Below are 21,831 nucleotides of genomic sequence, written 5' to 3'. Positions count from 1 at the left end.
TGCGGTTGCGGTACTTCGCTGCTGTACCGCAAGTGGCGGCGACCAGTCCCGCAAGGGGCACCGCAATGCCATAGGCGTTTGCCACCTGAGCCGCTACCTGGCCCGGCGCCACGGCCGTGGGCCAGCCCCCGGGCTGCCGTCCGGCGCCACCGCCGGTGCCACCCGCGGGACCGCCGGAGCCGGGTGCGGCGCCACCACCGGAGCCGGGCGCGGCGCCGCCGCCGGTGCTCTTGCCCGTGCCTCCGGGCCAGGCCCCGGGCCGCGCCGCTCCCGTACCGCTCTGGCTCCCCTGGGGAGCGTCCGCCGCGCCCTGGGGTACCTCGGCGCCGCTGCCGTCGCCGGGCTGCTGCCCGCCACCGGGACCGGCCGCCGGGCCGCCGGACGCCGCCGCGCCTGCCGCCGGGGCGGCCGGAGCGACAGGTGGCGTGGGAGTCGTGGGAGCCGGCGGAGCACCGGCCCCGGCGGCCGGGCCGCCGCCCGCCGCGCCCCGTACCGCTGCCCGCGCCGCGGCCGGCCCGGACGGTCCGGCAGGCATCGGCGGATGCGCCTCCGGCCCCGGCACATAACCGGCCGGGGGCCCGCCACCGGACGCCACCACGGGCGACGCCCCGGGCCCGAGGTCTCCCCCGGGGCCCGCGCCGCCGCTCATTCCGCCGGCCCCGGCCGCGAGCGCCGCGCCCGCGCCCCGCTCCAGCCGGTCGAGCCGCGCCTGCACCGACCGCTCGTCGTCGTACGCCGCGGGCAGCAGCACCCGCGCACAGATCAGCTCCAGCTGGAGCCGCGGCGAGGTCGCCCCGCGCATCTCCGTCAGGCCCGCGTTGACCAGGTCGGCGGCCCGGCTCAGCTCGGCCGCCCCGAAGACGGACGCCTGCGCCGTCATCCGCTCCACGACATCCACGGGGGCGTCGATCAGCCCCTTCTCCCCCGCGTCCGGCACCGCCGCCAGGATCACCAGGTCCCGCAGCCGCTCCAGCAGGTCGGCGACGAAGCGCCGCGGGTCGTTGCCGCCCTCGATGACCCGGTCCACGACCTCGAAGGCCGCCGCGCCGTCCCCCGCCGCGAACGCCTCCACGATCGAGTCCAGCAGCGACCCGTCGGTGTACCCGAGCAGCGCCGTCGCCATGGCATAGGTCACACCGTCCGCGGCGGCACCGGCGAGCAGCTGGTCCATCACGGACATCGAGTCCCGCACCGACCCGGCGCCGGCCCGCACCACCAGCGGCAGCACCCCGTCCTCGACCGGGATCTCCTCCCGCCCGCAGACCTCCGCCAGGTACTCCCGCAGCGTCCCGGGCGGCACCAGCCGGAACGGGTAGTGGTGGGTACGCGACCGGATCGTCCCGATGACCTTCTCGGGCTCGGTCGTCGCGAAGATGAACTTCAGATGCTCCGGCGGCTCCTCGACGACCTTCAGCAGGGCGTTGAAGCCCGCTGAGGTCACCATGTGCGCCTCGTCGATGATGTAGATCTTGTAGCGGCTGCTGGCCGGCCCGAAGAACGCCTTCTCCCGCAGCTCACGGGCGTCGTCCACGCCACCGTGCGACGCCGCGTCGATCTCGATCACATCGATCGAGCCCCGCCCGTTCCTGGCCAGGTCCTCGCACGACCGGCACTTTCCACAGGGCGTGGGAGTGGGACCTTCCTCACAGTTGAGGCAGCGCGCCAGGATGCGCGCACTCGTCGTCTTGCCGCAGCCGCGCGGGCCACTGAACAAATAGGCGTGGTTGACCCGGTTGTTCCGCAGTGCCTGCTGCAGCGGATCGGTCACGTGCTCTTGCCCGATGACCTCGGCGAAGGTCTCGGGCCGGTAGCGGCGGTACAGCGCAAGGGACGACACGCATACGACGATATCGGCCCGCACTGACAACCGACGGGGCCCCGCAAACGCAAGCGCCCCCCACGCACCCGCCAGAGCCGACCTACCCTTGCTGCCTTCCGGCCCTGGGGGAGTTCAGTCAGATAGCGCCACGTGAGGGGCTGCGCACCACAGTAGCGGATACCCCGCCCGACAAACGACCCGGACCCCCGGCCCGACCCACTCCCCTCCCCCTCCGACCCCCTCCTCACGATCATGGTCGCGAGCACTCCCCAACGTCTTGTATTGTTTGCGGCGGAGGATTCGCCTAGTGGCCTAGGGCGCACGCTTGGAAAGCGTGTTGGGGGCAACCCCTCACGAGTTCGAATCTCGTATCCTCCGCCAGTGCTCTCACCGGGCACAACGTCGAAGGGCCCCACCGCTTGCGGTGGGGCCCTTCGCGGTTCGTAGTCTCATCTACAGTCTCAACGCGCTTCGGCAGAGCCGCCCGAACCGTCGTCGGCGACAGGCTTCGCCACCTCCCAGATGAGACCGCCGACCCGCTGCGCCACGTCGGCCAGGATTCCGCCTGTCACGTGCTGGTACCGGGCAGCCATCGCCGTGGACGACCAACCCATGATCTGCATGACCACACGCTCCGGCACCCCGAGGATGAGCAGCACCGTGGCGGCTGTGTGTCGAGCATCATGCAACCGGCCGTCGCGCACCTTCGCGTCCGTGAGCAACTGCTTCCACACGTCGTAGTCGGTGCTGGGCATCAAGGGCTGGCCGGTGGGCGAGGTGAAGACAAAGCCCGTCTCATGCCAGTCCTGAGCGGCCCGTACTCGCTCGCGCTCTTGCTCCTGCCGGTGCAGCTCCAGCAGCCGAGCCAGTTCGTCGGGTACCCCGATCACTCGGCGGCCGGCACGCGACTTCGTATTCGCCGTGTCCTCGTTCTTCCTGATCCGCTGCTTGCAGTAGCCGGGCTTCCGCCCGCACTCGCCTCCGCAGCCGTGGAGGTACTTCGGGCGAAGCCGGTTCTTCCGCACCCGCAGGATGCCCGCATTCAGATCCACGTCCGACCAGCGCAGGCCCAGCGCCTCCCCCTGCCTGAGCCCCAGGGCGAGAGCGATGGACCAGCGGGCGCTGTTCCGGAGCTTGGCCGCTTCGGCGAGGAGTCGCTGAACCTCCTCGATGTCGTACGGCTCGACCTCTTCGTCCTCGATCCGGGGCGGGACAGCGAGCATGGCGACGTTGCGGGTGACGTGGCCGCGCCGCATGGCGTGGTTGAGCGCCGTGCGGATCGTGCGGTGTGCCTGGTGCGCGGTGGCGGGCTTGCTGCCGTTGGCCAGCATCTTCGTGTAGAAGCGCTCCAGGTGTTCCGGCTCCAGCTTGTCCAGCCGGTGGGCACCGACGCCGGGGACCAGGTGCACCCTGACGGCCACCTCGTATCCGGCGTACGTGTTCTCTCGCACGGATGGTTTCGCGATCTCCTCCACCCAGTGGAGGAGCCACGCCTTCACGGTCCACGGGCGGCCCGGCTTCCGGACCTTCCCCGCGTCGCGCTGCTTCTCCAGCTCACGGACCTTCTTGATGACTTCCGCTTCGCTGACCTTGCTCATGACGTGGCGACGATCGGGCCGGCCGTCGTCCCGGACGCCGACGGTCACCCGGCCGTGCCAGTAGCCGTCCTTGCCGAAGTAGATGGACGATGCCCCATCAGGGCGTTTGGCGCGCTTTCCCATGATTCTCCTTATGCGGCGGCGGACTTGGGGCGGGAACGCATTTGGGCGTCGAGATAGGCATTGATGGCCTTGACGGGAACGCGACGGAGGCGACCGATGGGCACGGTCTCCACGGCTCCGTCGCGGATGAGGGCGTACATCGTGGTGCGCCCGACGCAGAGGCGGCGGGCTGCTTCCTCGACCGTGAGCGCGAGGAGTGTCGGGTCGAACTCGACTTCGACGTCCGACACGAACGCTGCGGTGGGCGTCACGGATCAACCTCCTGGGCGGAGTTCTGGGGATGACGGAGGAATCTCAGGTGCCGTGGTCAGCGCTGTCCGAGGAGCAGATTTCTGCGTCATCGCGTCATACACGTCATTTGTGGCTCTGACCTGTGGTTATGCGGTGACGCGGGCAGCGCGGGGCATGTCATGGGGCGGGGCGGGGTTCTGTCACCTGTGACGCGGGGTGACGCGGGATGACGCAGGTTTGGCCGTCTGCGTCACCGCTGTCACCGCTGGTCAGGGGCCGGGTTCAGGTGGCTGGTGACGTGGGTGACGCAGGATCTCTTCTCTTAGGAAAAAGAGGGGTGGTGTCTGTGGTGGTGCGGCGCGGCTCAGGACGTGAAGAAGGAGCCGCTTCGCGGCACGTCTTGCGCAGCGGCGGGCAAGCCGCCGGACAAGCAAGAGGAGCACGCGTCGCCCCGGGTGCTCCTCTTGCTTGTTCAGTGCGGCGCCGTGATGGCGCGGGTCAGAACGCCGCTTCCTGCTGGTTTGGGGTCAGTGACGCGTGGCGGGTCATCTCGATGTAGCGGGCGGCGCTGGTGCGGCCCCAGTCGATGAGGACGCCGCGTGCGGCGAGGGTCGGTTGTAGCCGCTTGAGGCGGTCGGAGAGGACCTTGCCGGTGGTGGGCCAGCCCTTGGGCAGGGGACGGCACTCCTCGCCGCTGTGGAGGCTTGTGAGGCAGGTCAGCCACTCCGAGGACGTCATACGGACTTCCGTGCCCGTGTCGAGGCCGGCCGCGTGCTTCAGGACCGTCTGCGCCAGCAGGTCACCTTCGATGACGTCGTCGTTGAGGTCATCGAGGCTGGCCCGGTACGCAGCCAGTGAGCCGAAGCCGGTAGCCGCGTCGAGCTGCGCGCACAGGTGGGCGAAGTCCGCCATCCGCAGATCGGTGGGGGTGTCCGCCTGGGCGGCACGCACCTTGACCGTCAGGTCCAGCAGGGAGCCAAGCACGACCGGCAGAATCTCCGCGTACTCCGTCCACAGCTCTGCCTCGGTTCGCCGCACCCGGGGCCGCACGAGACGGAGCGGCAGGAGGCGTTCGGCGAGGTCGGGCCGGATGACGCCGACGTCGATACCGGTCAGGAGCATGGGGCGCCGGTAACGGGAGCGGACGACGTCGCCGTCGGTGAACAGGGCGCGCTTGATGCTCTCGGCGCCGGTCACGATGCAGCACATGAGGTCGGACAGGTCCGGGGGCAGGTGGGAGAGGTTGTCCAGGGCGGTGACCCATCCGGCGGCGACGGCCGTGATCATGTTCTCTTCGTCCTTGGGAGCGCGGCGCAGGTCGCCGCTCATGCCCTCGATGATCCGCACCAGCATCCGGCCGCCGGTGGACTTTCCTGCTCCTTGGGGGCCGGTGAGGAAGGGGGCGGGGACAGGCACGGACGGCTCCAGGCAGCCGATCAGCCAGGCGAGAGCCAAGCACTCGGTCTCTGCGCTGGCGAAGTTGCACAGGCGGAGCAGTTGGTCGATGCCCTTGCCGTTGGTGTCCTTTTCAGGCAGGGGGAGTTCGCCGGTGAGCTGGGTGCGCCGCCAGCAGACTTCCTGCGGGTCAGGGGTGAGGATGTCCCAGCCGGTGGGGTGGATGCGGACGGACTTGCCGTCGTCGCGGCCCAGGTCGAGCCAGGTCGCCCCGTCGAATCCGGGGGCGACGCGGATGTGGGTGGGCTGTACGTCCTCGGTCAGCGCCAGCGCTTCGATCAAGTCCAATGCCTCCTTGAGTGCAGTGCCGTTGAACACGCCGGCCCCGTCCCTGTACAGGCCGACCATGAGTTCCTGTCGGTGGCTGCCCGTCGTGCCCTGCGAGCGGATCGGACGGGCCACGGGGTGGCCGTTCTTCTGCGCGTACACGGTCCCGTCGGCGGTGCGGAAGTACCGGAAGTGCGCCTGCGCGTAGTCGGTGATGACCTCACGGGCCGGGTTCTTCTCGTCCTCGGACATGGCTCACATCCCCAGTGCGGTGCAGGCGTTGGTCCAGGCGTCGGTGCAGTGCCGGACGGTTTCGCCCTTGGCCTGCGCGGCGGCGAACAACCGAGCCATATGTGCGTCGGTCAGGCAGCCGCACCGGCCGTGCGCGGAAAGCACGGCGAGGAACGTCCGGTACACGGTGGTGTGCACCGTGCTGCGGGCCTCGGTGATGCGCTGCTCTGCCATGGCGATGCCGCGCTCCAGGTAGGTGGGCGTGCGGTGTCGGCACTCCTTGCCCCCGGCTCCTGCAGGCAGGGTGATGACGTGTGGCGCCGACGGGGCCGCGGGGCGGCCTTTCACGGTCAGCGCGCGGACGGCGTCCGGCAGGGTGGTCATGGTGCCGGTGCCGGGGCCGAGGTAGCGGGCGTAGGACATGAGCGACTTGATGTCGACGCCGTCCCGTACGGCGTTGGCGGACTGCATGGCGCCTTGGTAGATCCAGTGCTCGCCGCGTGTGGTTGCCACGGTCCGGGTCGGCGGGAGCTCCCGGTGGGCCCAGGTGACAGCGTCGGTGTTGTCGAGGTCGACGACGGTGAGGCCGGCGCCGCCGGGGTGGTAGGCCACCCCGGCCGCTTCCCGCCACGCTCGGGCCCATGTCGTCGAGTTGATGACAGCGGGGTCGGTGGTGGCGGCGGCCCATCCGTGGCAGATGCGGGGGCAGTGGCAGGGTCCGGGGGTTTTCATGTTCGGCCGGCCGCCGCAATCGTTGTCCCGGCAGGCCGGGCAGTTGCCGAACGGACCCTTGCCCGCCCGCAGCGGCAGCACCGGCACCCTGCGGGCCCCCAGCCCCAGAGCGGTTTGCAGCAGGGTGTTCATGCGGCTTCGCTCCCGTCGATGGTGGGCTGGTGCCAGGTGGGGAGGGCGCTGATAGCGCGGGTGCGCCAGCGCATCGCGTAGTCGAAGCAGTTCGCGCAGTTCTTGTGGGTGTGGCCGGCCATGGGCGGCCGGTAGCGCGCGTGGGAGCTCCAGGCTGCGGAGTCCGCGGAAGCCAGCAGATGCCCGACCTTCGCCAGACCGAGGGTCTTGAAGCCGAAGCCGTGCAGGCGGTAGCCGCGGGCGGCCATGGCGGTGACGATCGCCGCGCCCTCCCGGGTGGACTGCAAACGGCACACCGAACCCAGTCCCACGGTGGGTTCTTGGCGCAGGTCGATGCCGTAGCTCTCGTACAGGTCCGCGCAGCGGTGGTAGTCCGGGACGGTGCGGCCCTGAAGGGTGGGGATGATCCGCAGATTCGGGGCCAGCGAGCGCAGATCGAGGAAGTTCCACACGGTGCGGCGCTGATGCTCGGGGACGCTCAGATGGGTTCCCACGAAGGTGAGCGGGCCTGCCTTGCCACCATGGATGATCAGGTCTTCGCACATCCAGTCCTGCCCTGCGGCCCAGTCGTAGGGGCCGACGTGCTCCCAGATGCGACGCAGGTCGTCCACGTACTGGCGGGGGGTGCGCGTCCAGCGGCCGTGGCGCTGGAGTTCGGTGAAACCGCCGGAGTCCACGGCGTACCGGCCGATGGCCCGTAGCGGCTTGATGGCTGAGGCGAGGTGTTCGGACTTCAGGAACAGGGGGACTGACGTCTCCCTCAGCCAGTGCTTTTTGTGGGTGGTCAGGTAGAACCGGATGTCCCCCTGGCGCGCGGCTGCGTCCGGGAGCTCCCGCGTCGGGCCGGTGACCCCTCGCCGGATGTCGGTGGGTTGGGTCATGCTGGAGACCTCCAACAGGTCTGTAGAAGGACGGTTGGACAAGGGCGGCCCGCGACTTTGGCGAGACGGAGGGCCGCCCTTGGCTTAGCTACTGGTCGTCGTCGGTGGGCGGCTTCCAGGGGATTCGGTTGATGCCGACCCAAACCGCGAGCGCACCGAGCAGCGCCGGTACGGCGATGCGGCAGACGATCTCGAACCAATCCATGTGCACCTCCTTGGTCAGCGGTGGAAGTGGTTGCGCTTGATCACGGCCTTACGGATGTTCACGGTGGTGCCGCCCTGGTGGCCGCTCGCGCTGAAGAGCTGCACGGCGATCCATCCGCCGAAGATGACGGCGGCCAGGATGATCAGTTGGGTGATGAACGCGGTGAGCGCGGCGATGAACGAGGTGAGCAGGATCAGCCCACCGCACACCGCGAGGAACCCGACACCCCCGAGGGCGACGTTCATCGCCGTGCGGGACACGGTCGGCTTGGCCGCGACCGGTTCCGGGCGGGGCGGTTCGATGGCGTAGCCGGTAACGACGCGGCCGTCCGGCAGGACGATGCTCGCCACCGCCGGAACGGTGCCGGGCTGCACCGCGACGACCGGCACCGGGGCGGCGACAGCGGGCGGGAGCGGGGTGGGCTGGTGGACTTCCACGGCCCGCTGTACGGGCACGTGCGGGGCATGGTCGGGGTACATGCGGAATCCCTTCCGGCGCGTGACCAGGGAGGCAGAGCACCCGCCTGCCGGGGGCGCTCTGGAGGGGTGTTCGGGGGGGGCTGACCTGCGCGCCTCCCTGACTCCCTGAACGATCATTTGTGCAGGTCAGGGGAAGGGAGGCGGGTCAGGGAGGCGGTCAGGGAGTTCTCCCTGCTTCCCTGACCCGTCGGCGGTGCGCTCCCTGTTATCCGGCGGCGGAAGCGGAACCGTCTCCGTCGCGGTTGGCGAGGGCGCGGGTGACGCGGTCGCGGGCGACGACCATGACGCCGTCGGACTTGTAGGGCCCTGCGCCGGCGTCGTCCAGGACGCGCTTGAGGTCGATGAACGACCAGCCGCCGTAGGCGTCCGCGTTCCGCGTGGCGAGCCGGGCCAGCACATCCTTCGTGCGCACGCGGGGCGCGTCACCGACGACGGCGGCGATGTCGGCAAGCCGGTCGTGCTCTTCTTCTCGCTCGACGGCGTGCAGGGTGGTGACGCCGTCGCGCAGGGCCTTGGCCCGGTCGGTGATGGCCTCGGCTGCGTCGTCGTCGATGTAGTGCGTGCGCACCGTGATCGACGACTGTCCGGCCGGGATGGTGACGCCGTCGGAAGCGACGACCAGGGTTCCCCGGTCCAGCCCGGGACGCAGCAGGTTGGGCGCCGCGCCGCCGTCGACGGCCTTGTCCCCGAGGGCCATGCGGGCTTGGGATTCGGTGCCCAGGGCGAGGGAGGCGCGGGTGTGGGCGCCCTCGCGGACCAGCTTGGGGAGGTTCTCGTTGGTGGGGTCCTGGGTGCCCTGCCACATCAGGACGTTCACGGCCCGTCCCTGGTTGTGGATTTTCCGGACGGCCATGAAGTACCGGGAGTTGGCCTTCGACCCGCCATACGGGCGCTTCTCGGCGTCCTTGGCCGGGCACATGAACGCCACCTGCGCTTCGTCGACCAGCACGATCAGCGGCGGGAACACGGTGCCGGGCGGGGCCTGGATGCGGCGGTTCATCTCGCCCACCGCGCCCTCAACCATCTCGGTCACCTGGATCACGTGCTCATCCGTCGGCCCCTGGATCAGGGTCGTGGCGAGCCCGTCGAACATGGCCCAGTCGCCCACGCCCTTGAGGTCGCCCATGAGGAACTGCACCGACTTGTCCAGCGCGAGCCACAGGGCCAGGGAGCGCAGGGCAACGGTCTTGCCCTGGTTCGACAAGCCCGTGATGAGCAAGTGGCGCTGGTACAGGCTCAGCGCGGCAGCATCCCCGCGCAAGTCCTGGCCCCAGGGCGCGCGGCCCTTGGCGTAGTCGGCGGTCATCGACTCGTCGGTGACCAGCGGCGACGGCCCGATCGGCTCATCCAGCGCACCCGAGTCAGCCACCCACAACCGCACCGTTCGGGCCGCCTGCGGGATGGTGATGAACACTTCGTGCTCGTGCCGGGTGAGATTCTCGGCGAGCTTGCGGCGCTTGCCCTGCACCTCATTGGTCGACACCCCGGAGGGAAGGGTCACGTCGACTTCCACGCCGCATCCTGCGATCCGGATCGGGCCGAGCATGCTCGCGCCGGCGTCGCCCATCTCCTTGATGGCCCGCGCCAGGGCAGGCACACCGAGGTCACGCAGGGCCTTGACCACGATCGACGGGGTGATCGGCTCGCCCTCGTCCGACCGCGCGTTCGCCGGGAGTGCCCAGTCCGGTGCGGCATGCTGCTTACGGCCCACCGACCACAGGGCAAACAGCGCCAGGAACGGGCCGATCGAGAGCGCCGGACCCCACACGACCTGCACGATCCGGATCAGCAGGGCGATGAAGTCGATCGTTGCCGACAGCGGGGTGATGACGTCGCCGACGTGCCCGGTGTTGATGGCCATCACGATGCCGAGGGCGACCAGCACGCCGATGCTCACGCCGGCGCCGACGGCCACGCCCTTGGCGGCGTCCACGGGCGAGTGGAGCAGGTCCATGCGGCGGTGGTGGCGGGCGGCGCGGAAGCGCTGCAACCGCTCCTCCCACTCCTCGGCCGCCTCCAGGTTCCCCGCGGCTTCCGCCGCCCGGATCATCCGTTCGTAGCGGGACCCGGTGCGGCCGTCCCAGGCACGGCGGGCCACGATCCGCCCGCCGTTGAGGGTGTAGAGGCTGTGCCGGGCCGCCGCGCGGACCGTCGCCCGGGTCGACTCATGGGTGGCGGCCGTCTTCACTGCACGCCCGGAGCGGACCCACAGCGGCACGGGCCGGGCCGGCGGCGCGTCGGGCACGACCGTGAGCACGGTGGGGGCGTTTTCGGGGGTCGGCGGGTCGTGGGGCTTGTGGAGGTGGACGACGTTCTCAGACATGCTGGAAGTGCTCCTGACTGCCCCGCAAAGGGCGGAGTGAGCTGGAGAGCCGGGGTGGCCGGGTCCGTGGAAAGAGGCGGCCACCCCGGGCAGCAGAGACGTGCGGGGAGCGTCACGCGGCGGGCGCGGTCACCACCATCGGGACTTCTTGGGCACGAGGTAGGGGCAGCCGTTGACCATGTGGTCCACGCACTGCGGGCAGTCCTCGCGGGGCCCGAGCTTGCGGTGAACGCGCCGGTCGTGGGCGTGCTGCCAGCACTGCGGGCACTCGCCGGGAGGTGTGTCCTTGGGGTCCACGGTCACCACCAGCCCGACGACTTCTTGGCCGCCTTGGCGCGGGCTGCCTCGGTCGTGAGCCTCTGCCGCTCCGCGTGCAGGGCGGTCAGTTCGGCGGTCAGCCGCATCTCGGCAGCGCTCGCGAGAGAGTGGATCTGTTCCTCGGCGCGGCCGGTGCTGCGACCCCGGGCGGCGCGGTAGGAGCCGCCGGCCAGGGCGCGGGCCATGGCCCGGCGCTCACTGCCGTTCATCGGCCACGACTCGCCCCGCCGGACCGCTTCCAGCTTCTTCGTGGTCGCCTGGATCTCGCGGTCCAGGCGGCGGAGGTCGGAGTTGCCCATGTCAGGTGCTCCTTGGGGAGTTCGATGGGTCGGGGTAGGCGCAGGTCACGCAGGTACCGAGTGAGGTGGGGATGACGTAGCCCGCATCCGTGCGGCACTGCGGGCAGATGCGGCGGGCGGCGTTCGCTTTGCCCAGCGCCGCCCACCGGCCCGGGGTCATCGGCCGCACGGGCTTGGCGAGTTCGACGCGGTAGAGGTAGGCGACCAGCGGACCCCGGCGGCGACGCGGCCGTTCGAGCTGAGCGGCCACACACTGCCCACCGGGCCGCAGACCGCGCGCCCGGAGCTGTCGGCGGGTGGCGTAGCCGTCCGGGGCAAGGCGCCACCGGAACACCGGCAGCGCCGCCATCACGCGGCTTCAGCCGTGGCGGCGCGTTCGGCGAGGATCGTGTCCCGCAGCGACCGAGCGTTGGCCGGCGACGTGTGGATGGCGCGGCGGATGCCCTCGCCGGTCACCTTCGCGTCCGGCCAATCGGCCGTTGCCGCCCGTGCTTCGGCGAGCATCTGTTCCGGCGTGCGCTTCGGGCGGGTCGACTTCGCCACGGCCGGCACGCGGCCGGTGGCGCGGCGCGGTCGGGTCGACTCAGCGGCCACCGACCGCCGCTCGATCGAGGCGACCGGAGCAGGGTCGACCGGCGGAAGCGGCTTGAGCGGCATCGACTTGCCCAGGTCGACCGCGACCGGATCGGGCAACGTCAACCGGCTCAGCGTCACCACCGGGCCCGGGGTCGATTCACGCAGGTCAGCCGTAGACCGTTTCATGCTGGTCTCGGTAGATTCCTCCGTATTTGCGGCCGGTGCGGGATCGAGGGCGGTCCCGCCGAACATCGCAGCGAGCGCGGTGTCCGCACCGGCGGTGACGCGGTCGCGCTGGACGTCCAGCAGCCTCGATCCGAGCGCCACGTCCCCGACCCCGACCTTGCGGGCCAGCCGCCACGACTTGCGCTCTGACCACCACTGGACCCGGCCGCTGGGGTGGTGGGTGGCGCGGGCACGGTGGTAGGCGAGTGCCTGCACCAGATCGGCGGTGTGGCGCTCGTTCTCCGCGTCGCGGCCGTCGGTGTGCACCACGATCCGCCGCGCCAAAAACGCCATGCCCTCAGCCGAGACGGACATGCCCATCGGCGTCAGGGCGTAGATCACGGTGCGGCCCGGATCGGTGGCGGCCATCGCTCCCATGACGGCGGCGGCGGCCGGCAGCGCCCACAGCCCCGCGCGGACGATGCGCGGGGAGGACTGTCCCAGCATGGTCAGCCCGAGCAGGACCAGGGCGAGCACGGCGGTGGCACCCTCACCGGCGGCGAGTGCACCGAGTGCGGTGCCCTTGCCGTAGGCGTGGCCGATGTTGCTGTACGTGCCGATCCCGCCGAACACGCCCGTGGCCAGCATCGGCACGAACGCGGCGGCCAGGACCCCTTTCTGCACCCTGGTCAGGTTCCGGTCGGTGGTGCTCACGCGGCACCTCCGGGCAGGCTCGTGCCGGCGGTGTGGTTGGCGAGGTCCCGATGGGCGGCGAGCACCCGTCGGCAGGCCCGGCGGATGCGCTGCGTGTCCACGTCGTTCGGCGTCCTGTCGAGGGTCATGATCTGCGCGTCCAGCAACTCGACTTCCGCCGAGATGGCCGGCATCTCTGCGTCGATGGCGTCCAGTTCCGCATCCGTCGGCTCCAGCCACGGGGCGAAGGCGGTAACGGCGTCCTGAACAGTGACGATGTGGTTCATTGGGTCGTGCTCCTCTCACAGTGGAACGGCCCGAACAGCGGCCCCGGGATTGCGCCCCGGGGCCGCGCGCCGTTCATGGGTGTTGGTGTCTTAGGCGGCGAGGACGGTCGCGGCGTCGGCGACCAGGCGGTCGGCGGCCACCAGGGCGTCGTCCCGCAGATCCGCCAGAGTGCGGGCGTCGGGGGCGCCGCGCAGTGCGTAGGTGGCCTGGGCAGCGCCCTGCGCGGACTCGGCCAGGGCGGGGAGGATCAACGACACCGTCAGCAGGGGAACGGTGAGGGCCGACCGAGTCTCATGACTGGTCGCGCGAGCCGCTGCGTAGGCGTCGACGGGGCCGGACAGAGCCAGGTCCTCACGGACCCACATGGCGCGGCGGTGATCGGCCAGAGCCGCCACCAACTCGGCGACGGCGGCAAGCTGTCGGGTCCGGAGATCATCCGCGCGAGTTTCGGCCCGCTCAGTACGGGCCGCACGCTGCTGGAGAACGTAGGCGGTGACCGACCCCAAAAGCGTGCCGATCACGGCGATGATGCTGGACCACATAACGATGTCCCCCTCGGGTGCGGTGGGCGGGAATCTCCCGGCTCCCCTCAGCCCCGCCCGTACGAGCCGCTCCCACGAAGGAACGACCGGACGGGCGGAGGAGGCAACCGGCCGCGGCTATCCCGCGGTAGCTCCGGTGAATCGCGCGGGGCCCCGGAGTCGCCGGTGCCGCCGCGGGCGGACGCGAAGGGCGTGGCTGCCGCGCCGGTCGAGCCCGGGCAGCGCCTACGTACTTCGACGGGTCATGGCGGGCCTCCTCCTGTTGCTCGGGCATGGGTTGTGCACTGCAAGGGGGACCGAGTCCCCACTCTCCGGCCGTTGCTCGCGGTCACCGGGCCACCTCGCCAGTACGGGCCGAAACCCTGTTCCACCTGGCCTTTAGCGGGATTGCAGCGTCCCCGCCCTGTGCATCAACGCAAGCGAGAGCAACTCAAGGGAATTGCACCGCTTGCTCAACTTGTTGGTACAAGCTGATGCAGTGATGCTGCACCCACGGACGGTGAGCCGTCAAGAGATTGGGGCCAACATGTACCAACAAGTTGAGCGAGTGAGTCATGATGGAGCCATGAGCAAGCAGCCGAAGTACCGGCAGGTGGCCGATGCCCTGCGCCGAGAGATCGACAGCGGCACGTACGCGCCGGGCGCGCGGTTGCCGTCGGAGAGCGATCTGATGAAGCGCTTTGACGCTTCGAGAAACACTGTGCGGAACGGGCTAAGTCTCCTGGTCAGCCAGGGTCTCGTCTCGTCCAGCCAGGGGCTTGGCTACGAGGTTCGCTCCCACGAAGTGTTCAAGCTCAACGCGTCTCGCTTCGAGAATCTGAGCTTTCCGCAAAACGGTGACGCGTACAGCACGGACGTAACGAACGCTGGCCGCCGTCCGCACCAGACCTTCCGAGTCGAGATGGCCCCGGCGTCTACAGATGTCGCGGAGCGGCTGAAGATCGGCGTGGCGTCCACCACGGTTCTGCGGTTCTGCCACCGGTACGTAGATGACGTGCCGTGGTCCACGCAGGCCACCTGGTACCCAGGGTGGCTCACGGAGCAGTCCCCACGGCTCGCTGAGCCGGGCGATATCGAAGAGGGGACCACCCGGTATCTCGCGTCGCACGGGATCGAGCAGGTCGGCTACTTCGACGAGATCGCGGCGCGGATGCCGACTCCCGAAGAGGCACGCCTCTTGGAGATCGGCGCCGGGGTGCCCGTGCTGCTGTGGACGCGTACCGGCTACTCGGAGGACCGGCCGATCCGGTGCACGGTCACCACCTTCCGGGGAGACCTGAACCAGATGAACTACGAGATCGGCACCTTGTCCGGCCGGAGTGGGAACGAAACCCAGTGAGAATCTGCAACGCCACGCCGACCGACCTGCCCAAGCTGCTCGCCTTCCGTGAGGAGGCAGCAGCTTGGTTGGGCGCGCTAGGCACCGACCAGTGGAGCCGCCCGTATCCGGCGGACAGACTGCTCGCCACCATCGAGGCCGGCGTGGTCTTCATGGTCCGCGACGGGGAAGCGACTGCCGCGACCATAACGCTGACCCCGGAGGCCGAAGACGGGCTCTGGTCGGACGCTGAACTCTCCGAGCCATCGATGTTCGTGAACAAGCTGACGGTAGCGCGGACGCACGCCGGGCGGGATCTCGGCGGGCGCTTGCTCGATTGGGCAGGGGACCGGGCATATCGCTCCGGCGCCGTATGGCTCCGTCTAGACGCTTGGACCACGAACGAGTCTCTCCAGCGCTACTACCTCCGCCATGGATTCGAGCACGTCCGTACGGTCACCGAGGGAGGCGCCGTGAACGGCGGACCACGCGTCTCAGGCTGGCTTGCTCAGCGTTCGGCACGGCCGGTGAACCACGGATTCGCAGACGAGGCGACCACTCCAAATCCGCTCCGGTCTGCCTGATCACCCCAGACGCGCAGTCTCAACCGCAGTCTCATCCGTGCCCGTTCGGGGGCGTTCAGAACCGGGTCAGCGACAGTCCGGACCCAGCCACTGAACGCCCCTGAACAACCACGGCCCCACTCGCGCAGAGTTGGAAAGCGTGTTGGGGGCAACCCCTCACGAGTTCGAATCTCGTATCCTCCGCACCGCCCATCAGGGCAAACGAAGGTCCCGACCGCTCAGCGGCCGGGACCTTCGTCGTTCTGTGGTCTCAGTTTTGGTCTCGGTTGCGTCGGATGGACGGCCGTGGACGTCCACGGACAGACTCCGGCCGCTCCCCGCCGACGGCCAGGCCTCTGGGGGCGAGCCCAGATCTCCGTCAGGGTCTCCCTCGCAGGGCGGGTGAGACACCATGGCTCGCTCGAGGCCGAGGAGGCGATTGCGCGCGCGGGTGGGCAGCCTGCTGGAGCGGGAAGAAGATCAACAAGCGAGTGGGTCCGGCCACCGCTGGCCGCGCTGCTTGTTTGGGTCGTTTGCCATATGGCGCAGCCCTAGGCAGGGATATCTTTGGTGAGCCGCCACACAGGGAGCACGGCACCCTGCACGTGCTCCCAGGCAGGACACGTCCGTCGTGTACGTGATGGGCTCGCCCGGAAATAGGGTGACCTGCAGGAACACCACGGCCTTTGGACGCCCCCTTTGACGAGCAAGGACACCACCGACTAATGGCAGTGACCCAGCAGGAGATCCAGAACCGGTTGTGGGACGCCGCCGACGAGCTGCGCGTGGCAATGCCCGAAGCGCAGTACTCCTCGGTCGTCTTCCCACTGATGTTCTGGAAGTACCTCTCGGACACCTGGGAGCACCAGCACCAGGAGTTCCTGGCCGACAACGAGGGCTTGGGCGACCTCTCCGCCGAGGAAGCCCACGAGATCGAGTACCGCGACTACCAGTCGTTCGAGATCCCGTTCATCCACCCCGACACCGTCCAGAAGCGTCGTGCCTCCTGGTCGTCCATCCTCGCCACTATCACCCAGCCCGGCCTCGGCCAGCGGGTCCGCGCCTCCCTGCAAGCCATCGAGACGGCCAACCCCGACAAGTTCTCCCGCCTGTTCGGGTCCATGACCTGGACCTCCGAAGAGGTGCTGTCCGGGGAGGTGTTGGCTGCGGTCATGCAAGCGATGGACCGCACCCCGAAGATGCACGAGGGCAACATGTCTCACGACGTGCTCGGTGGGGCGTACGAGTACTTGCTGAAGCGGTTCTCTGACGGATCCGGTACCCGCGCCGGCCAGTTCTTCACCCCACGCGAGGTCGTCGAGCTGATCGTCGAGGTCTTGGAGCCCAAGCGCTACGAGTCGGTGTACGACCCGACCTGCGGGTCGGGCGGCATGCTCATCGCCTCCGCGAACCTCCTGAAGGCCCGTGGCGGGCGTGGCTACACACTCAGCCTGTACGGGCAAGAGGCCGTATTGGACACCGCGGGTGTGGCACGCATGAACCTCTTCATGCACAACCTCACCCAGTTCCAGGTCGAGGTCGGCGACACCCTGAAGGACCCACGCTTCAAGAAGCCGGACGGGTCCATCGCTCAGTTCGACGTGATCGTCGCCAACCCGCCCTACAGCCTGAAGTGGAAGCCCTGGTCCAACGACCCGCGCGCCATCGGCGGCACTGCACCGTCGAAGTCGGCTGACTGGGCGTTCGTGCAGCACATGATCGCAAGCATGGGCCCGGTCAAGGGGCGCGCCGGTGTCGTCCTGCCCCATGGCGTCCTCTTCCGCGGCGGCGAAGAAGGAGCCATCCGTCGGCAAGTGCTGAACGACGACCTCCTCGAAGCCGTCATCGGCCTGCCCGAGAACCTCTTCTACAGCACCACCATCGAGACGTGCATCCTCGTCTTCCGTGCGCCAGGTACCAAAGCTCCGGAGCGTCAAGGCGGGGTGCTGTTCATCGACGCCTCCCAGCGTTTTTCCAAGGGCAGGAACCGCAACGTCCTCACCGATACCGACATCGCCGACGTCGTGACTACCTACAACTCGAAATTCGACGCCGAAGGCAACCCGGTCGACGGGGCTGGCGACCTCCAGACCCGCTTCGTCCCAATGGACGAGATCAAGAGCGCACCGAACAACTACGATCTGAGCATCAGCCGGTACGTCAAGCATGCTGCCTTTGAGCAGGAAGACCTCGGCACTCTCATCGAGGCGTATAACCTCGCCCGCGCTGAGCGCCAGAAGACCGAACAACAGATGCTCGACGTCCTCACTGCCGCGGGAATCGAGGGGCTTCGATGAGTAAGCCTCAACGAACGAACGCTGCAGCGGTGAGCGATGGTTGGCCACAGGTAGCCCTCGCCGAAGTGGTCACCCAGCAGCGCGACGCCGTGAAGGTCTCCGACGGCCAGGAGTACCGCCTACTCGGGGTGCGTTGGTGGGGAGAGGGAGCTTTCCACCGGGAGACCGTCACCCGGAAAACGTCCAAGGCGACAACCCTGTACAAGGTGGTGCCGGGGCAATTCATCTACAACCGCCTCTTCGCTGGGAAGGGGTCCTTTGGGACGGTCGACCCTGGCTTCGAGGGCGCCTACGTGTCCAACGAGTTCCCCCTGTTCGACACGGACGCCGAGCGACTCGGCGTGGACTACCTGAACCTCTACTTCCAACAGCGTCCGGTCTGGGACTACGTGGAGGCCGTCTCCACCGGCACCACCAAGAGCCGCAACCGGTGGAAGGAAGACCAGTTCCTCGCCCACTGCATTCCGCTGCCCCCGCTGCGCGTGCAGGAGCAGATCGTGCAGATCGTCAAGGTGATCGACGCTCAGATCTCCGCCCTGGGACGCGAGGCAGACGCCCTGGATGCCCTGCTGCGAGGGCGCAAGGAAGAACTCTTCGCGCACTACGCGACCACCGGGACCACGCTGCCGATCGGCAAGGTCCTGGAAGAGGTCAAACGCCCGATCACCGTCGACCCTCAAGCCGAGTACCGGCAGATCGGGATCAGGTCCCATGGGCGTGGGCTGTTTACCAAAGAGGCGGTGACCGGAGAGTCCCTGGGGTCCAAGAAGGTGTTCTGGGTCGAGCCTGGCGACCTGGTCATCAACATCGTCTTCGCGTGGGAGGGGGCAATCGCCATCGTGCCACCGGAGATCGAGGGCTACTGCGGATCGCACCGGTTTCCGACCTACCGGCGGCTCGACAGCGGGTACGTCGAGTTCTTCCGGCTCTTCTTCTCCACCAAGACAGGCACACGGCTCCTGGCTAACTGCTCTCCTGGAGGGGCGGGACGCAACCGCACGCTGAATCGCAAGCGTCTGATGCAGTCGCCCGTCGGCATGCCCTCGGCTCAGGAGCAGGAGCGGGCGATCCGCGAGTTGCAGGCGCTGGAGGCGCCCGTCGTGGCCGTGCGCGCCGAGGCCGACCGGCTACGTGCTGTGCGCGCCACTCTGCTGTCCGGTTTGCTGGACCGCAGCATCACGTTGGCTGACGCTGAGCGAAAGGTCTGACCTGTGGCGAAGGGGATCCGGGAACGCGAGTTCCAGAACAAGATGATCCAGTGGTCCCTGCCCCTGGGCTGGGCCTACGACGCGGGGCGCAACCTGCCTCGCGAGCACACCCAGACCGTCATCACCCCACACCTGCGGGATGCCATCATCCGGCTCAACCCCGGGGTGATCGGGGGGTTCGACGTGGACGCGGTGGTCGAGGAGATCGTCGGCACGGTCAACGCCGTCGAAGGCGGGCTGGTGCGAACCAACGAACAGGTAATGAACCTGCTTCGCGGGCACAAGGAGTTCAGGGACGCCGACGGTGTGTGGCACGCCCTGAAGGTCATCGACTTCGAACAGCCGGCCTCCAACACGCTGGTCGTGTCGGACGAAGTGACCATAACCGTCCCCGGCAAGACCTCCCGCCGGTTCGACCTCGTGTACTGGGTCAACGGTCTGCCCCTCGTTGTCGTGGAGGTGAAGTCCCCAACCGCGAAGTCCGGTTGGATCGACGCCGCCCGCGAGATCAACGAGGTATACGCCACCGAGTACCCGTGGTTCTTCACCCCCAACGTCTTCGCCATCGCCTCCGACGGGCTGAAGCTGCGGTTCGGTGCCGCTGGCGCGCCCACAAACCTGTGGCAGCCGTTCCGGTCCACCGCCGACGACGAGAACCTGTCCGGGCAGGCCGACGTGCAACGCTCCGTCGAGCTGCTGATGAACCCGGCCACGATCCTGGACATGCTCGCCAACTTCGCCCTCTTCGACACCTCCGGGGGCGGGCCGGACAAGAAGTACCTGCCCCGCTACCCGCAGATGGAGGCCGCGCATCTGATCCACGAGCGGGTCCTGGCCGACGGCCGGAAGGGTCTGATCTGGCACCACCAAGGCAGCGGGAAGACGCTGCTGATGGTGTTCGCCGCCTCGCTGCTGCTGGCCGACACCCGCACCGAGTCGCCCACGATCATCTTGCTCTCGGACCGCACCCAACTCGTGCGGCAGACCTCCGGGGTGTTCACCTCCGCGATGGGGGACGCCTACTTCCATCAGCCCGCCACCAGCAAGGAGTTGCGTTCCCTGCTGGCCGACGACGTGCGCGGCGTCATCTCCACGACCGTCCACAAGTTCGCCGATGCCGGCAAGAACCTGTCGACCCGGGGCAACATCATCGTGCTGGTCGACGAGGCACACCGCACCCAGTCCTCCAAGAATGAGTCCCTGGCCGGGCAGATGCGCGCAGCGTTACCGCACGCGAAGTTCTTCGGCATGACCGGTACTCCCATCAGGAACCTCGCCACCGACACCTTCGCCCTCTTCGGAGAAGAGACCGACCCTGACAGGGTGCTGCACCGGTACTCGGTGTCCCGGTCTCTGCAGGACGAAGCGACGGTCCCGGTCATACTGGACCCGCACCCGGTCACCTTCGAGATGAACGACCAGGCGTTGCAGGCCGAGTTCGACCAGTTCGCCGACGGCTTCGACCTCGACGATCCCGACCGTGAGGCCCTGTCCCGCAAGTTCGGGCGCCTCACCTCGGTATTCGCCAACCGCGAGCGCATCCACGCTGTCTGCCAGCACATCGTGGACCACTACCTGGCCAGCGCCTACCGCAACGGTCTCAAGGCCCAGGTCGTCGCCTATAACCGTGAGCTGGCCGTGGCGTACACGGACAAGATCAACGAGCTGCTGGCCGGCTTCGAGGCGTCACAGGTGCTCGCCGAGGTCGGGAAGCACGACCGGATCACCGCCGAGGTGAACATCTCCGTCTCGGACTCCAAGGACGAAGACGCCGCCATGCGGCCGTACCAGCTCTCGGAGGTCGACGAGGAGAAGCAGAAGCGGCGATTCCTCACCCCGGACGACCCGCTGTGCTTCCTAGTGGTGACCGCGAAGCTGATGACCGGGTTCGATGCCCCCAACGAGGGCGTCCTCTACCTGGACAAGCCGCTGAAGGCCCACTCCCTGTTCCAGACGATCACCCGCCCGAACCGCACCTGGGTGTCCCCGACCGGGTTCGTGAAGACCGACGGCGTGGTCGTGGACTACATCGGCCTGGCCGAAGAGGTCCAGCGGGCCGTCGTCGACCCCACCTCCGCGGGGGCTTCCGGCAAGGGTGGCGGGTTCGTCACCGACCTGACCGAGCTGGTCGCCGAGTTCCGCACCACCTTCGCCCGCATCGAAGACCTCCTCGCGGACGTGGACGGCGTGGACCTCACGGTCCACGGATACGAGTCCGTGCGTGCCATCAACGTCTTCCTGGACACCAATCCCGAGGCGGCCGAGGTATTCAGCAAGGACTACCGGCTCCTGGCCCGGCTGTACCCGCTCATAAGCACTGACAAGCGGGTCGCCAAGTACCGGGATGGCTTCGGTCTGTTCGGGTCCGTGTACACGACCCTGTTCAAGAAGTCCTCCGACGAGGAGAGGAAGGAACGGCTTGGCGAGCTGGGACCAATGGTCCTGGAGATCATCAACGCCCACGTCCACTCCTTCTCCGTAGTCGCCTCCCAGGAAGAAGCCCTCGTCCTGGACGCCCAGGGCATCGCCGTCCTCAAGGAGCTGCTGGCCCTCGTCCGCCCCAAGCCCGGCAAGGACGACGGCGAGGGCAAGAAGCCGCCGTCCCCGGCGGAGATCCTGGACCACATCAAGGCCGCCCTCGAAAAGGGCGTCGAACCTGGGTCCGCGAAGTACACCGCGCTCGCGGAGCGGATAAAGCAGCTGCGGGACCGGATCATTCAGAACGCCCAGGATGCCCTGGAGTTCCTGTCCGAAGCACTCCGGATCGCCCGCGCCATCGTGGACGCCCAGAAGCACCCCGACGAAGCCGTCGTCGTACTGGACAACGACCACGTCGGTGTCCTGTCGCGGATCATCCACGACCACGCACCGTCCGGCCTCACCGTCACAGAGCGGAACCTGGCCGAGGAGATCGACCAAGTGGTCACCCGCACCCTCGCCCAGGCATGGGACAACGCCGACGCTCGCAACCGAGGCGTCCGCCGCGCCACCGCCGCGGTCTTCCGCCGCTACACGTTGAAGCCGGTGGGAGAGCCATATGACTCCACCGTCGCCTACATCGAGGCGCACTACCTCGTTGACTGACGGA

The 21,831-nt window shown here is 68.7% G+C and carries 19 protein-coding genes, 1 tRNA gene and 1 other RNA gene; 6 read left to right on the top strand and 15 right to left on the bottom strand.

The annotated features are described in order from the left end of the window. Both ACWC9R_RS01475 and ffs read right to left on the bottom strand, forming a co-directional pair. A partial coding sequence (locus ACWC9R_RS01475; protein WP_450727866.1) for a DNA polymerase III subunit gamma and tau occupies nucleotides 1–1,837 on the bottom strand: 1,837 nt, incomplete at its 3' end. A 46-nt stretch (nucleotides 1,838–1,883) separates the two neighbouring features. Continuing rightward, an RNA gene (gene ffs / locus ACWC9R_RS01470) (signal recognition particle sRNA small type) lies at nucleotides 1,884–1,982 on the bottom strand. Nucleotides 1,983–2,112: 130 nt separating this feature from the next. Between ffs and ACWC9R_RS01465 the strand changes: the two genes are divergently transcribed. Continuing rightward, nucleotides 2,113–2,200 (top strand) — tRNA-Ser (locus ACWC9R_RS01465). An 80-nt stretch (nucleotides 2,201–2,280) separates the two neighbouring features. Here the strand turns inward: ACWC9R_RS01465 and ACWC9R_RS01460 are convergent. The 13 genes from ACWC9R_RS01460 to ACWC9R_RS01400 all read right to left on the bottom strand — a co-directional run bounded on the left by ACWC9R_RS01460 (nucleotide 2,281) and on the right by ACWC9R_RS01400 (nucleotide 13,357). Beyond that, on the bottom strand, nucleotides 2,281–3,540 hold the full coding sequence (locus ACWC9R_RS01460) for a tyrosine-type recombinase/integrase (protein WP_450727864.1): 1,260 nt from the start codon (nucleotides 3,538–3,540) through the stop codon (nucleotides 2,281–2,283). A gap of 8 nt (nucleotides 3,541–3,548) precedes the next feature. After that, nucleotides 3,549–3,791, bottom strand: coding sequence for a helix-turn-helix domain-containing protein (locus tag ACWC9R_RS01455; protein WP_450727862.1), 243 nt, complete (start codon nucleotides 3,789–3,791; stop codon nucleotides 3,549–3,551). Nucleotides 3,792–4,269: 478 nt separating this feature from the next. Next, on the bottom strand, nucleotides 4,270–5,745 hold the full coding sequence (locus tag ACWC9R_RS01450) for an ATP-binding protein (RefSeq protein ID WP_450727860.1): 1,476 nt from the start codon (nucleotides 5,743–5,745) through the stop codon (nucleotides 4,270–4,272). Between the two features lie 3 nt (nucleotides 5,746–5,748). Next, nucleotides 5,749–6,588, bottom strand: a complete 840-nt coding sequence (locus ACWC9R_RS01445) for a bifunctional DNA primase/polymerase (protein ID WP_450727858.1) — start codon at nucleotides 6,586–6,588, stop codon at nucleotides 5,749–5,751. Continuing rightward, on the bottom strand, nucleotides 6,585–7,469 hold the full coding sequence (locus tag ACWC9R_RS01440) for a deazapurine DNA modification protein DpdA family protein (protein ID WP_450727856.1): 885 nt from the start codon (nucleotides 7,467–7,469) through the stop codon (nucleotides 6,585–6,587). Before ACWC9R_RS01440 ends, ACWC9R_RS01445 begins: the two co-directional genes overlap by 4 nt. A 219-nt stretch (nucleotides 7,470–7,688) precedes the next feature. Further along, a complete protein-coding gene (locus tag ACWC9R_RS01435; protein WP_450727854.1) occupies nucleotides 7,689–8,153 on the bottom strand; it encodes a hypothetical protein in 465 nt (154 codons plus the stop codon). A 205-nt stretch (nucleotides 8,154–8,358) separates the two neighbouring features. Beyond that, the gene (locus ACWC9R_RS01430) at nucleotides 8,359–10,476 is read right to left on the bottom strand and encodes an FtsK/SpoIIIE domain-containing protein (protein ID WP_450727852.1); all 2,118 of its coding nucleotides are present in this window, start codon (nucleotides 10,474–10,476) and stop codon (nucleotides 8,359–8,361) included. A gap of 129 nt (nucleotides 10,477–10,605) precedes the next feature. Next, nucleotides 10,606–10,782 (bottom strand): pRL2-8, encoded by a 177-nt coding sequence (locus ACWC9R_RS01425; protein ID WP_450727850.1) that lies wholly within the window; start codon nucleotides 10,780–10,782, stop codon nucleotides 10,606–10,608. Then, complete coding sequence (locus tag ACWC9R_RS01420) at nucleotides 10,776–11,093, bottom strand: hypothetical protein (protein ID WP_450727848.1); 318 nt, start codon at nucleotides 11,091–11,093, stop codon at nucleotides 10,776–10,778. The genes ACWC9R_RS01425 and ACWC9R_RS01420 overlap by 7 nt, the downstream gene beginning before the upstream one ends. A 1-nt stretch (nucleotide 11,094) precedes the next feature. Continuing rightward, a complete protein-coding gene (locus ACWC9R_RS01415) occupies nucleotides 11,095–11,442 on the bottom strand; it encodes an RRQRL motif-containing zinc-binding protein (protein WP_450727846.1) in 348 nt (115 codons plus the stop codon). Further along, the gene (locus ACWC9R_RS01410; protein ID WP_450727844.1) at nucleotides 11,442–12,548 is read right to left on the bottom strand and encodes a conjugal transfer protein; all 1,107 of its coding nucleotides are present in this window, start codon (nucleotides 12,546–12,548) and stop codon (nucleotides 11,442–11,444) included. Before ACWC9R_RS01410 ends, ACWC9R_RS01415 begins: the two co-directional genes overlap by 1 nt. Then, entirely contained in the window at nucleotides 12,545–12,814 is a 270-nt protein-coding gene (locus tag ACWC9R_RS01405) for a DUF6284 family protein (RefSeq protein WP_450727842.1), read from the bottom strand. Before ACWC9R_RS01405 ends, ACWC9R_RS01410 begins: the two co-directional genes overlap by 4 nt. A gap of 90 nt (nucleotides 12,815–12,904) precedes the next feature. Beyond that, on the bottom strand, nucleotides 12,905–13,357 hold the full coding sequence (locus ACWC9R_RS01400; protein WP_450727840.1) for a protein kilB: 453 nt from the start codon (nucleotides 13,355–13,357) through the stop codon (nucleotides 12,905–12,907). A 565-nt stretch (nucleotides 13,358–13,922) separates the two neighbouring features. On the opposite strand from ACWC9R_RS01400, the gene ACWC9R_RS01395 reads away from it, so the two are divergent. The 5 genes from ACWC9R_RS01395 (at nucleotide 13,923) to ACWC9R_RS01375 (ending at nucleotide 21,827) form a co-directional block, all read left to right on the top strand. After that, nucleotides 13,923–14,696: a GntR family transcriptional regulator gene (locus ACWC9R_RS01395; protein ID WP_450727838.1), complete on the top strand. Its 774-nt coding sequence runs from the start codon at nucleotides 13,923–13,925 to the stop codon at nucleotides 14,694–14,696. Then, on the top strand, nucleotides 14,693–15,259 hold the full coding sequence (locus ACWC9R_RS01390; protein ID WP_450727836.1) for a GNAT family N-acetyltransferase: 567 nt from the start codon (nucleotides 14,693–14,695) through the stop codon (nucleotides 15,257–15,259). Before ACWC9R_RS01395 ends, ACWC9R_RS01390 begins: the two co-directional genes overlap by 4 nt. A 704-nt stretch (nucleotides 15,260–15,963) precedes the next feature. Then, nucleotides 15,964–17,535: an N-6 DNA methylase gene (locus ACWC9R_RS01385; protein ID WP_450727834.1), complete on the top strand. Its 1,572-nt coding sequence runs from the start codon at nucleotides 15,964–15,966 to the stop codon at nucleotides 17,533–17,535. A 29-nt stretch (nucleotides 17,536–17,564) separates the two neighbouring features. Next, a complete protein-coding gene (locus ACWC9R_RS01380; protein ID WP_450727832.1) occupies nucleotides 17,565–18,743 on the top strand; it encodes a hypothetical protein in 1,179 nt (392 codons plus the stop codon). A 3-nt stretch (nucleotides 18,744–18,746) separates the two neighbouring features. After that, a complete protein-coding gene (locus ACWC9R_RS01375) occupies nucleotides 18,747–21,827 on the top strand; it encodes a type I restriction endonuclease subunit R (protein WP_450727830.1) in 3,081 nt (1,026 codons plus the stop codon). Nucleotides 21,828–21,831 lie beyond the last annotated feature (4 nt).

This window comes from Streptomyces sp. NPDC001219, from assembly GCF_053597915.1.
Note: the sequence above shows the minus strand (reverse complement) of the source record. Positions and strands in the feature narration are given on the sequence as shown.